The 13,332-nt window shown below is 76.0% G+C and carries 3 protein-coding genes; all 3 read right to left on the reverse strand.

Annotation, left to right across the window (positions count from 1 at the left end; genetic code table 11):
• Positions 1-76: 76 nt before the first annotated feature.
• Positions 77-292, reverse strand: coding sequence for an MbtH family protein (locus ACIQD7_RS09745; protein WP_053640767.1), 216 nt, complete (start codon positions 290-292; stop codon positions 77-79).
• On the reverse strand, positions 289-7,470 hold the full coding sequence (locus tag ACIQD7_RS09750; RefSeq protein ID WP_402441081.1) for an amino acid adenylation domain-containing protein: 7,182 nt from the start codon (positions 7,468-7,470) through the stop codon (positions 289-291). Before ACIQD7_RS09750 ends, ACIQD7_RS09745 begins: the two co-directional genes overlap by 4 nt.
• 157 nt (positions 7,471-7,627) lie before the next feature.
• The gene (locus ACIQD7_RS09755) at positions 7,628-13,285 is read right to left on the reverse strand and encodes a condensation domain-containing protein (RefSeq protein WP_402441083.1); all 5,658 of its coding nucleotides are present in this window, start codon (positions 13,283-13,285) and stop codon (positions 7,628-7,630) included.
• Between the last annotated feature and the right edge of the window lie 47 nt (positions 13,286-13,332).

Consider the following 13,332-nt stretch of genomic DNA (forward strand, 5'->3'; position numbering starts at 1 on the left):
GGAAAACGGAAAGGCGCCGCGTCCCGCTGCGAAAGCGGGTGCGGCGCCTTTCCGGGACTCCCCCGGCGGGGCGGCGTCAGGCGTACTGGGCGACGAGGCCGCGCGGGCGGATGTCGGTCCAGTGGGTGGTGACGTACTCCAGGGCCTCGGCCCGGCCGGTGGGGCCGTGGACGCTGGTCCAGCCGCCGGGGACGTCCGCGAAGGCCGGCCACAGGGAGTGCTGGCCCTCGTCGTTCACGACGACGTGGAAGGTTCCCTCGGCGTTGTCGAACGGGTTGACGGAATCGCTCATGACTGGCTCCTCATTTCCTTCTTCTGCAGGGTGGAGAGTTTCTCCGAGAGAATTTTTCCGATGTGGGCGAGTGGTTCCGGTCCGGCCATTTCGAGGTGTCCGCATTCGACGGTGTGATTGTCGACGATTCCCTGGACGTGGGGAATCCAGGTGGCGGCGAGGGCACCTTCCGGTTCCCCCGGCCGACGGGCGGTGAAGAACACCGCGTCGGTGTCGGCGATCCCCGGCACGTGCCGGGCCATGAGCCCGGCGTGGGTCTCGGAGGCCCGCAGCACCGCCCGGAGCTCGGTGTCGGAGAAGCCGGCGAGGACGGGGTCCTCGCGGCGGATCCGCGCCACCGCCTCCGCCTCCGTGAGGTCCCCGGCGGGCGCCGCCGCCCGTTCCTCCGGCGGCAGTACGGAGACGCTGCCGGGCCCGGTCTGGTGGACGTCCATCAGGGCGAGGAGTTCGACCCGTTCGCCGGCCTCGCGGAGCCGTACGGCCATGGTGTGGGCGACGATGCCGCCGTACGACCAGCCGAGCAGCCGGTAGGGGCCCCAGGGCTGGACCCGGCGGATCCGCTCCAGGTAGTCGTCGGCCATCTCCTCGACGCTGCGCGGCCGGTGGCCGGGGTCGCTCAGAGCGCGGGCCTGGAGGGCGTACAGCGGCTGGTCGTCGCCGAGGTGGCGGGCGAGGCCCGCGTAGGCCCAGCCGACGCCGGTCCCGGGGTGGACGCAGAACAGCGGGCGGCGGGTGCCCCGGGTGCTGAGCGGCAGCAGGACGCCCAGGGCGGCGGCCGTGCCGTCGGACCCGCTCCCGGCCTCGTCCCCGTCGTCGTACGGGCCGAGGAGTCCGGCGGGGGTCGGCAGCCGGAAGAGGTCGCGGACGGTGCGCTCGACGCCCAGGACGCCACGCATCCGGTTGACCAGGCGGACGCCGAGCAGAGAGTGGCCGCCCAGGAAGAAGAAGTTGTCGTCGATGCCGACCTCCGGCACGTCGAGGATCTCGGCGAACAGGGCGCACAGCACCTCCTCGCGCGCGTTGCGGGGCCGCCGTCCGCCTTCGGCCGGGGCGGGCCGGTGGGGGGCGGGGAGGGCCGCGCGGTCGGGTTTGCCGTTGACGGTCAGCGGCAGGGCGTCGAGGACGACGACGGCGGAGGGCACGAGGTGTTCGGGGAGCGTGGCGCGGGCGGCGGCGAGGAGTTCGGCCTCGGTGACGGAGTCGCCGGCGCGGGGGACGGCGTAGCCGACGAGGGTCTTCTCGCCGGGCCGGTCCTCGCGGACCACGGCGAGGGCCTGGCCGACGGCGGGGTGTTCGGCGAGCGCCCGCTCGACCTCGCCGGGTTCGATCCGTACGCCGCGCAGCTTGATCTGGCCGTCCGCGCGGCCGAGGAAGCGGAGTTCGCCGTCGGGGGTCCACAGGACGCGGTCGCCGGTGCGGTACATGCGGCTGCCGTCGTTCTCGAAGGGGTCGGGGACGAACCGTTCGGCGGTCGTGCCGGGGCGGCCGACGTAGCCCCGGGCCAGGTGGGTGCCCGCGAGGTACAGCTCGCCGGGGACGCCGGGCGGCACGGGCCGCAGCGCGTCGTCGAGGACGTGGCTACGGGTGTTGTCCATGGGCCGGCCGAGGTGGACGCCTGCGCCCCGCAGGGTGCGCTGTCCGGTGGTGAACCACTGGTTGTGGGAGGCGAAGGTGGTCTCGGTGGGTCCGTAGGAGTGGACGAGGACGGTGTCGGGGCAGTGGGTGAGGACCCGCTGCACGGCGGCCGGGGAGGCGACGTCCCCGCCGGTCCACACTTCGCGCAGGGCCCGGAGGGTGTCCAGGCCCTCGTCGGCCATGACGTGGAACAGGCCCACGGTGAAGTAGGCGCAGGTGACGCCGTGCCGGTGGACGGCGCGGGCGGTCTCGGCGAGGTCGGTGCCGTCGCCGGGGGTGATCACGAGGCTGCCGCCGGAGAGCAGCGGCGGCCACGTCTCGAAGACGGAGGCGTCGAAGCCGGTCGCGGAGTGCACCAGCATCCGCCGGGGCCCGCCGGTGGCGAGGTCGCGGTCGGCGGCGAGTTCGAGGACGTTGCGGTGGGTGACGCCGACGCCCTTGGGCCGGCCGGTCGATCCGGAGGTGAACATCACGTACATCAGGTCGTCCCCGGTGGCGGGGGCGTCCTCGTGGTCCTCCTCCCCCGGTGCCGTGCCGGGCGCGTCGACGTCGAGCACGGAGGCGGGGAACCCCGCCGGGAGGGCGGCGGCGCGCGCCGCGTCGGTCGCCACCAGGCGGGCCCCGGCGTCCTCGGTCATCAGCCGGATCCTGGCCCCGGGGAGGCGGGGGTCCAGCGGGAGGTACGCGGCGCCGCACTTGAGGACGGCGAGCGCCGTCACCACCAGGGGCACGCCCCGGTCGAGGAGGACGCCGACGGTGTCGCCCCGGCGCGTCCCGGCCGCGCGGAGGCGGGCGGCGAGCGCGTCGGCGCGGGCGTCGAGTGCGCCGTAGCCGACGGTCTCGTCGTCGGTGACGAGCGCGGGGGCGTCGGGGGTGCGCGCGGCCCGGCGGGCGATCCGCTCGTGGACGGTGTCCGGCCCCGGGGGCGGCACGGTGGCGGTGTCGTTGTACTCGCCGACGAGCCGGAGGCGGTCGGCGTCGGTGAGGAGGCCGACGTCCCCGATCCGTACGCCGGGGTCGGTCGCGGCGGCGCGCAGGGTGCGGTCCAGGTGGGTGGCGAGCAGGGCGGCGGTGGGGGCGTCGAACAGGTCCGTGGCGTACTCCAGGCCGCCGGTCAGGCCGCCGGGGCGTCCTTCGGCGTCCCGCAGCTCCGTCAGGGCGAAGGTGAGGTCGAACTTGGTGGAGACGGTGTCGAGGAGGGCGGGTCCGTCCTCCCGGAAGAGGCCGCGGGCGGCGGCCGCGCCGGGGGCGTCGCGGGTGTAGTCGTGGTGGAGCTGGACGACGACCTGGGCCAGCGGGTGGTGGGCGGTGGTGCGGACGGGGTTGAGGTGTTCGACGACGCGGTCGAAGGGGAGTTCCTGGTGGGCGTAGGCGGCGAGGTCGGCACGCCGGACGCGTTCGAGGAGTTCGGCGAAGGTGGGGTCGCCGGAGGTGTCGGTGCGCAGCACCAGGGTGTTGACGAAGAAGCCGACGAGGTCGCCCAGGTTCTCGTCGTCGCGTCCGGCGGTCATGGTGGCGAGCGACAGGTCGGTGCCGGCGCCGTGCCGGGTGAGGACGGCGGCCAGGGCGGTCTGGAGGACCATGAGGAGGGTGGTGCCGCTGCGCCGGGCCAGGGCCTCCAGGGCCCGGTGGGCGGCGGGGTCGAGGGCGACGGGGGCGTGTCCGCCGCGGTGGGTGGCCTCGGCGGGCCGGGGCCGGGCGGAGGGCAGTTCGAGGACGGGCGGCGCGCCGGCCAGGGTCTTCTCCCAGAACTCCAGGTGGTCGCGGGCGGCGGGCCCTTCGGTCAGGTCGCGCTGCCAGAGGGTGTAGTCGGCGTACTGGAGGGGCAGCGGCTCCCGGTCGGGGGCGCGGCCCTCGGCGCGGGCGAGGTAGGCGGTGGTGAGGTCGGCGAGGAGGGGTCCGGTGGACCAGCCGTCGGCGGCGATGTGGTGGACGAGGAGGACGAGGACCTGTCCGTCGGGCGCGTCCTCCCCGGTGGTCAGGAGGGTGGCCCGGAGCGGGGTGTCCCGGGCCAGGTCGAAGACGTGTCCGGCTGCTTCGGCGACGGCTTCGGGGAGCCGCCCGGCGGGGACGGTCCGTACGTCGAGCGGGGGCCGGACCCCGGTCAGGACCTCCTGGTGGGGTTCGCCGTCGACGGTCCGGTAGCGGGTGCGGAGCACCTCGTGGCGGTCGGAGAGGTCGGTGAGCGCCCGGGCGAGGGCGTCCGGGTCGAGCGGCGCGGCGGGCCGCAGGACGAGGGGGATGTTGTAGGAGGCGCCGGGCCCTTCGAGGGTGTCGATGAACCACAGGCGGCGCTGGGCGTACGAGAGGGGGAGCCGGGCGGGCCGGTCCGGGCGCGGGACAGGCCGGGGCCGGGGGGTCGCGGCGGTGCCGCCGGGGCCCGGGGCGGTCTCGCGGCCGGCGATGCGGCGGGCGAGGGCCTCGGGGGTGGGGGCGAGGAGGAGGTCGCGGACCTGGACGTCGGCGCCGAGGCGGGCGCGGATCCGGTTGGCGAGGCGCACGCCGCTCATGGAGTGGCCGCCGATGGTGAAGAACCCCTCGTGCGGGTCCACCCGGTCCAGGCCGAGGACCTCGGCGAACAGCTCGCACAGGACGCCGACGTGGGCCGGGGGCGGTTCGGTGCCGGCGTGCGCGGCGGCGAGGGCCTCCTCGGCGGCGGTCTCGACGGCGCGGGCGGCGGTGCGGGCGCGCCGCCCGTCGAGGGCGAGCCGGTCGGCGGGGGTGACGAGCGCGGTGTCCGGGACGGGGTCGCCGGGCCGGTCGGCGGCGGTGCGCAGGGCGCGTTCCAGGGCGGTGAGGAGGAGCAGGGCGGTGTTCTCGTCGAGGACGTCCGTGGCGTACTCCAGGGCGATCCGCAGTCCGGCGGGGGCGCCGTCGGCGTCGCGGAGCTCCTCGCAGGCGGCGGTCAGGTCGAACTTGGTGGTGGCCGGGCCGTCCGCGGCGAACCGGCCCTCACTCGCGCCGAGCCGGAACGCGTCGTCGCCGGTCCCGGTGGTGCGCAGGGTGAGCATCACCTGGAAGAGGGGGTGGAGGCCGGGCGTGCGGGGCGGGTTGAGGTGTTCGACGAGGAGGTCGAAGGGGAGGCCCTGGTGGTCGAAGGCGGCGAGGACGGTGTCGCGGACCCGTCGCAGGAGGCCGGTGAAGGCGGGCCCGCCGGAGGTGTCGGTGGGCAGCACGAGGGTGTTGACGAAGAAGCCGACCAGGTCGTCGAGGGCTTCGTCGTCGCGTCCGGCGACGGGGGTGCCGAGGGCGACCCGGTCACCGGCTCCGGCCGCCCGCAGGGCGAGGCCGAGGGCGGCCTGGAGGACCATCAGCACGCTGGCGTGGTGCTCCTCGGCGAGGCGGACGAGCCGTGCGTGGACGCCGGGTCCCAGGAGGGTGGTCACCTGGGCGCCGGCGTGGTCGCGGACGGCGGGCCGGGGCCGGTCGAGGGGCAGGTCGGTCGCTTCGGGCAGGCCGTCGAGGGCGGCCCGCCAGTGGGCGAGGCCCCGGGCGGTGAGGGACTCGGGGTCGTCCGGGGTGCCGAGGACGTCGTTCTGCCAGAGGGTGTAGTCGGCGTACTGGACGGGCAGCGGCTCCCAGTCGGGGGCTTCGCCTCCGGTACGGGCGGCGTGGGCGCGGGCCAGGTCGGTCATCAGGGGGGTGAGGGACCAGCCGTCGCCCGCGACGTGGTGGAGCAGGACGGCGAGGGTGGCGCCGGGGCCCTCGTCGGGGACGAAGAGGGCGACGCGCAGGGGCAGTTCGCGGGAGAGGTCGAAGGTTTCGGCGGTGAAGGCGGCGACCCGGGCGGGGAGTTCGGCGGCGGGGCACTCGACGGTGCGGAGCCGGACGGCGGTGGGGGCCAGGACGTGCTGGTACGGCTCGTCGTCGGGCGCGAGGAACACGGTGCGCAGCACCTCGTGCCGTTCGGCGAGGTCGGTGACGGCGGCGGCCAGGGCGGTGCGGTCGGGCACCGCGTCCAGGTGGAGGACGACCGGCATGTTGTAGGCGGCGGACGGGCCGTCGAACTGGTTGACCAGCCAGAGGCGCCGCTGCGCGTGGGAGAGCGGCACCCGGTCCCCGGCCGGCAGGGGCTCCTCGTGGACGACGGGGAGGCGCGGGTCGGTGGTGCGGAGCTTCTTCCGGTCGATCTTGCCGGAGCTGGTGCGGGGCAGGGCGACGACGACGCTGACGGCGGGCACGGCCGCGGGCGGCATCCGGTCGCGGACCCGGGCGCGCAGCTCCTCCGCGCCGGTGCCGCCCTCGGTGACGACGAAGGCGACGAGCCGCTTGACGCCCTCGGCGTCCTGCTGGGCGACGACGGCGGCCTCCCGGACGGCGGGGTGGCCGGCGAGGACGGAGTCTACGGCGGCGGGGTCGATGCGCTGGCCGCCGATCTTCACCTCGTCGTCGAGGCGCCCGTGGTAGAGGATCTGCCGGTCCTCGCCGACGGTGACGAGGTCGCCGGTGCGGTAGGCGCGCTCGCCGTCCAGGGTGGTGAAGCGGCGGGCGTTCAGCTCGGGCCGGTGCAGGTAACCCCGGGTCAGGCCGCCGCCCAGGAGCCAGAGTTCACCGGCGACGACGGCGGCGCGGACGCCGGGCAGGGGCCGTCCGATGGGGACGGGGCCCGCCTCGTGCCGGGTGAGGTCGGCGACGGTGGCCACGACGGTGGTCTCGGTCGGGCCGTAGCCGTTGAGGAGGCGGATCCGGTCGCCGGCCAGGCCGCGCCACTGGGCGATCCGCTCGGGCAGGACGGCCTCGCCGTAGACGAGCACGGTGCGCAGGTGGTCCGGGAGGCGGACGGAGCCGGTGGTCAGGACGTGGACGAGCTCGTGCCAGTAGGCGGCGGGCAGGTCGAGGAGGGTGATGCCGTGGCGCTCGCAGCCGGCGAGGAGTTCGCCGACGTCGAGCATGTCGTCGGTGCGCAGGACGAGGGTGCCGCCCGCGCCGAGGGTCGGGAAGACCTCCTGGACGCTGGCGTCGAAGTGCAGCGGGCTGAACTGGAGGACCCGGGAGTCGGGGCCGATGCCGTAGGCGGGGGTCGCGCCGGCGACGAAGTGGGCGAGGGAGTCGTGGGCGACGACGACGCCGTTCGGGGTGCCGGTGGAGCCGGAGGTGTAGATGACGTAGGCGGCTCCCTCCTCCGTACCGGGCCCGTCGAGGACGAGTTCGCCGTGCCGGGCGACCTCGGCCGGGGTGGGGGCCAGGTCGCCGCAGGCGTCCCGGAGGATGGCCGCGTTGCGGGCGTCGGGGGCCTGGACGTCGAGCGGCAGGTAGGCGGCGCCGGTGGTGAGGACGGCGAGGAGGCCGACGATCGCGTCGACGCCCCGGAGCCGGTGGAGGGCGACGAGGCGGCCGGGGGCCGCGCCCAGGGCGGCGAGTTCCCGGGCCCTTCCGTCCACGGCCGCGGCGAGCTGCGCGTACGTCAGGCGGGTGTCGGCGTGGACGAGGGCGGGGGCGTCGGGGCGGGTGCGGACCTGGTGGGCGAACAGGTCGAGCACGGGCGGGGCGGGGGCGGGAGAGGGTCCGCCGTCGAGCAGGTCGTCCGTTCCGCTGGGGGGCATTCTGGGTTCCTCCGGTAAGGGGCCGAGAGACCGGGGCGAACGGTTCCTCTCGCCTCCGTGCCCTTCACGCTAGGCGCGGTTCCCCCGCTCCCGGGGCAGTCGGACCGGCGGCTCCGGGCGGCAGAAGACGCCGTCCGGAGCTGCCGGTGCCGGGCCGTCAGCGGCCCTGGCGGGCCCCCGCCCTGGTCCGCCGCCGCAGCGCCGGGACGGCGGGCGGGCGGGGCGGCACCGGTCCGGAGGGCGCGGGCGGCACGTCGGCGGGTGTCCGGCCCGCGTCGGCGGACGCCCGACCGGCGCCGGCGGGTGTCCGGCCCGTGTCGGCGGACGTCCGGTCCGCGTCGGCGGGTGTCCGGCCCGTGTCGGCGGACGTCCGGTCCGCGTCGGCGAGGCGCCGCGCGAGGGAGGCCGCGGTCGGGTTGCGGAACACGTCCCGCAGGGTGAGGTCGCGGCCGAGTTCGGCGCGGATCCGGTTGAGCAGCCGGACCGCGAGGAGGGAGTGGCCGCCGGACTTGAAGAAGTTGTCGTCCGGGCCGAGGGGCCGCCCGCCGAGGACGTCGCGGAAGAGGGCGAGCAGCTCGTCCTCCCGGGCGGCCGCGCCCGGCGCCTCCCCCTCCGGAACGAGGTCGGAGTGCTCGCCGGGGGCGGGCAGCCGGTCCACCACGACGACCCGGGCGGGGACCAGGTACTCGGGCAGCCGCTCGGCGGCGAAGGCCCGCAGCTCCGCCTCGCCGGGAGCGCCGGAACTCCCGGGCGCAGCGGGGACGGTGACGGTGACGTACGCGTACAGCCGGTCCTCGCGGACGGCGACGGTCGCCCCGGTCACGCCGGGACGGCCGATGAGGACGTCCTCGACCCGTCCGGGCTCCACCGGGTAGCCGCCCGCGGTGAGGACGGCGACGGGCCGCAGGGTGCCGTCGGCGGCCGGGAAGGCCCGCCGGCCGGTGGGCCGCGCGCCGCCGCCGGGGACCGACGCGTACACCTCGCCGGGCACCCGTACGGGTGCGGGGCGCCCCTTCTCGTCCCGTACGGCCTCCGGTCCCGAGGGGGCGGCCGGGCCGTACTCCGGTCCGGACAGCGGGAGTCCGGGGTCGGCGGCGAACGCGTCGAGGGTCTCGACGAGGCGCCGGGCCAGGAGGCGGGCGGTGTCCTCGTCGTAGAGGGCGGTGGCGTATTCGAGGGCGCCGCGCAGCCCGGCCGGGGCGCCGTCCGCGCCGGTGAGTTCGGTGAGCGCGAAGGTGAGGTCGGACTTGGCGCCGACCGCGCGGAACGCGACCGGTTCGCCGTCCAGGACGCCCGGGGCGCCGGGGGCGGCCTCGGCGCTCGCGGCGTGGACCTGGAGCATCACCTGGACGAGCGGGGCGTGGGCGGCGGAGCGGTGCGGGCTGAGGTGCTCCACGAGCCGGTCGAAGGGGAGGTCCTGGTGGCTGTAGGCGGCGAGGCCCGTCTCGCGGACGCGGTGCACCAGGTCGGTGAAGGCCGGGTCGCCCGAGGTGTCGGTGCGCAGCACCAGCGTGTTGACGAAGAAGCCGACGAGGGGGTGCAGGGCGTCGTCCGCGCGGCCGGCGACGGTGGTGCCGATCGCGATGTCGGTGCCCGCGCCGTGCCGGGTGAGGAGGGCGGCGAGGGCGGCCTGCACGACCATGAAGAGGGTGGCGCCACTGCTCCGGGCGCGGCGCAGCAGGGCCCGGTGGGTGGCGGCGCTCACGTCGAAGCCGGTGAGGGCGCCGGCCCCGTCGCTCTCCGCCGGGCGCGGCCGGTCGGTGGGCAGGGCGAGCAGCGGCGGCAGCCCGTCGAGGGCGGTGCGCCAGTGGGTCAACTGCTCGCCCGAGAGGCCGTGTTCGCCGTCGAGGAGGTCGCGCTGCCAGAGGGTGTAGTCGGCGTACTGGACGGGCAGCGGCTCCCAGCCGGGGGCGCGGCCCTCGGCGCGGGCGCGGTAGGCGGTGTCGAGGTCGGCGAGGAGGCACGGGGTGGACCAGCCGTCGCCCGCGATGTGGTGCAGGAGCAGCACCATCACCTGGCCGCCGTCGGCGCCGGTGACGAGCCGGGCCCGGAAGGGGATCTCGGCGGCCAGGTCGAAGACGTGCCCGGCGGCCTCGTCGACGGCCGCCCGCAGCGCGTCGGGGCCGTCGGCCCGGACCTGTTCGAGGACGGGCACGGCGCCGTCGAGGACCTGCTGGTGGGGTTCGCCGCCGGTGGAGCGGTAGACGGTGCGCAGCACCTCGTGCCGGGCGGCGACGTCCGCGAGGGCGGCGGCGAACACGGCCGGGTCCAGGGGGCGGTGGAGCCGGGTCACCACGGGGATGTTGTAGGTGGCGGACGGTCCTTCGAGCCGGTTCAGGAACCACAGCCGGCGCTGGGCGGAGGAGAGCGGGATCCGCTCGGGGCGCGCCTCCTCCGGCACGGGCCGCAGGATCGGACGGGCGGGCCCGGCCTCCTGCTCACCGAGCCGCCGCAGGAGCTGGCGGGGGGTCGGGGCGAGGAACACGTCACGGATGGCGGCCTGGAGCCCGAGGGCCTTGCGGATCCGGTTGGTGAGCTTGCCCGCGAGGAGGGAGTGCCCGCCGAGCTTGAAGAAGTTCTCCCCCGGCAGCACCTCCTCCCGCCCCAGGATCTCCGCGAACAGTCCCCGCAGGATCTCCTCCCGGGGGTCCGTGACGGCCCGGACCCCGTCCCGTGCGCCCTTTCCGGACGCGGTACGGCTCCGCCCGGCGGCGGCGAGGGCCTCGTGGCGCCGGTCCAGGTCCCGGCGCTCCTCGTCGGTGACCAGGCGGACGGCGTCGAGGGGCGTGTCGGCGGGCCGCTCGGCGAGGGCGGTCAGCGCCCGCCGGAACAGGTCGAGGAGCAGGAGCGCGGTCCCCTCGTCGTACAGGTCGGTCGCGTACTGGAGTCCGAGCAGCACGCCGCCCGGTGCGCCGTCGGGGCCGAGGGTCTCGGCGCAGTGGAAGCCGAGGTCGAACTTGGCGGTGGCCAGGTCGGCGCCGTCCAGGGTGCCGGGGATGCCGCCGAGGCCACGGGCCGTGTCCTGCGCCTCCCCGGCGGTCTGGGCGCTGACCACGACCTGGAAGAAGGGGTGCCGTCCGAGGGACCGCTCGGGGTTCAGGTCCTCCACGAGCAGGTCGAACGGCAGGTCGTCGTGCGCGAACGCGGCGAGGTCCGCGTCCCGTACGCGTCCCACCAGCTCACCGAGGGTCGGATCGCCCGACAGGTCGGTCCGCAGGGCCAGCGTGTTCACGAAGAACCCGACGAGATCGTGCAGCGCCTCCTCCGGCCGGCCGGCGACCGGCGTCCCGACCACCAGATCGGAGCCGGCGCCCGCCGCCCGCAGGGCCAGGGACAGCGCCGACCGTGCCACCATGAAGAACGTCGCCCGCTGCGCACGGGCGAGGCCGCCGAGCGCCCTGTGGACGCCCGCGTCGACCTCCGCGGTCACCACGGCGCCCCGCCGCTGCCCGGGCTCGGTGGACCGGGGCCGGTCGGCGGGCAGCCGCGTCTCCGCCGGAGCGCCGTCGAGCGCCGTACGCCAGAAGGCCAGCCTGCTGCCCAGGAAGTCGTGTCCGGCGTCGAGGAGGTCGCGCTGCCAGAGGGTGTAGTCGGCGTACTGGACGGGCAGCGGCTCCCAGTCGGGAGCGCGGCCCTCGGCGCGGGCGCGGTAGGCGAGGTCCAGGTCCGCGAGGAGGCGGTCCACGGACCAGCCGTCCGTGGCGATGTGGTGGACGAGCAGCACCAGCACCGCCGTCCCGTCCTCCACCGCGAACAGCCTGACGCGGAGGGGAAGTTCACTGGTGACGTCGATCGTCGTCCGGGCGAAGTCCGTCGCCCGCGCCCGTGCTTCGCCGACGGGGGTGCGCTCCTCGACCTCCACCCGTGTCCCGGCCGCGTCCACGACCCGCTGGTACGGCTCGCCGTCCCGCGCCGGATACACCGTCCGCAGCACCTCGTGCCGCTCCGTCACGTCCCGCAGCGCCGCCTCCAGGACCACCGCGTCGGGCATGGCGTCCAGCCGGAGCACCACGGGCGCGTTGTACGCCGACGACGGGCCTTCGAGCCGGCCGAGGAACCACAACCGGCGCTGGGCGTAGGAGAGCGGGATCCGCTCGGGCCGCGCCTCCTCCGGCACCGGCCGCAGGACCGGACGGGCGGGTCCCGTGCCCTGCTCACCGAGCCGCCGCAGGAGCTGGCGGGGGGTCGGGGCGAGGAACACGTCACGGATGGCGGCCTGGAGGCCGAGGGCGCCGCGAATGCGGTTGGTGAGCTTGCCCGCGAGGAGGGAGTGTCCGCCGAGCTTGAAGAAGTTCTCCCCCGGCAGCACCTCCTCCCGCCCCAGGATCTCCGCGAACAGACCGCGCAGGATCTCCTCGCGGGGGTCCGTGGCGGTACGCGCCCGGTCGCCGTCGCGCGGCTCCTTCCGGCTGCCGGCGCGCTGCCGCCGGGCCTCGGCGAGTGCCTGATGACGGCGGTCGAGCTCTCGGCGCTCCTCGTCGGTGAGGAGGTCCACCCGCCCCAGCGGCGTGCCGTCCGGCCGCTCGGCGAGGGCGGTCAGCGCCCGCCGGAACAGGTCGAGGAGGAGGAGCGCGGTCTCCTCGTCGTACAGGTCGGTCGCGTACTGGAGTCCGAGCCGCAGCCCGTCCGGCTCGCCGTCCGTCCCGAACAGCTCCAGGCAGTCGAAGCTCAGGTCGAACTTGGCGGCGGCCAGGTCGGCGCCGTCCAGGACGGCCGGTATGCCGCCCAGGTGGTACGGGTCGTCCTGCGCGGTCCGCGCGCTGACCATGACCTGGAAGAAGGGGTGCCGGCCGAGGGACCGCTCGGGGTTCAGGTCCTCCACCAACAGGTCGAACGGCAGGTCCTCGTGGGCGAACGCCGCCAGGTCCGCGTCCCGCACCCGCCCCACCAGCTCACCCAGCGTCGGATCCCCCGACAGATCGGTCCGCAGCGCCAGCGTGTTCACGAAGAACCCGACCAGCTCGTGCAGCGCCTCCTCCGGCCGCCCCGCCACCGGCGTCCCCACCACCAGGTCCGACCCGGCGCCCGCCGCCCGCAGGGCCAGGGACAGCGCCGACCGCACCACCATGAAGAACGTCGCCCGCCGGGCACGGGCGAGAGCGGTCAGGCCCCGGTGGGTCCCGGCGTCCAGGTCCAGGGTCACCGCCGCACCCCGCCGCTGCCCCGGCTCGGTCGGCCGGGGCCGGTCGGCGGGCAGCCGCGTCTCCGCCGGGACGCCGTCGAGCGCCCCGCGCCAGAAGGCCAGTTGCTCGTGAGCGGTGCTGTCGGGGTCCTCGGGGTCACCGAGCATGTCCCGCTGCCAGAGGGCGTAGTCGGCATACTGGACGGGCAGCGGCTCCCAGCCGGGGGCACGCCCCTCGGCGCGGGCCCGGTAGGCGAGGTCCAGGTCCGCGAGCAGGCAGCCCACCGACCAGCCGTCCGTGGCGATGTGGTGGACCAGCAGCACCAGCACCGCCGTCCCGTCCTCCACCCCGAACAGCCGCACTCGTAGGGGCAGTTCGTCGGTCACGTCGAGGGTGCGCCGTGCGAACTCCGTCGCCCGCGCGTCCGCCTCCCCGGCGGTCACGCCCCGCTCGACCTCGAACGGCACCTCGGGCGCGTCCACGACCCGCTGGTACGGCTCGCCGTCCCGCGCCGGATACACCGTCCGCAGCACCTCGTGCCGCTCCACCACGTCCCGTACCGCCGCCTCCAACACCTCCGCGTCGGGCATCGACCCCAGCCGGAGCACCACGGGCGCGTTGTACGCCGACGACGGACCTTCGAGCCGGCCCAGGAACCACAACCGGCGCTGGGCGTAGGACAGGGGGATCACGATTGCTGCTCCTCGGGAGTGGCGGAGGCGGGTGGGTGAGCCGGTGA

This window comes from Streptomyces sp. NPDC093071 (assembly GCF_044754545.1).
Taxonomy (GTDB): domain Bacteria; phylum Actinomycetota; class Actinomycetes; order Streptomycetales; family Streptomycetaceae; genus Streptomyces.

Coding starts and splice junctions, on each gene's coding strand:
- ACIQD7_RS09750 (WP_402441081.1), bottom strand. CDS start 7,470: ATGCCCCCCAGCGGAACGGACGACCTGCTCGACGGCGGACCCTCTCCC.
- ACIQD7_RS09745 (WP_053640767.1), bottom strand. CDS start 292: ATGAGCGATTCCGTCAACCCGTTCGACAACGCCGAGGGAACCTTCCAC.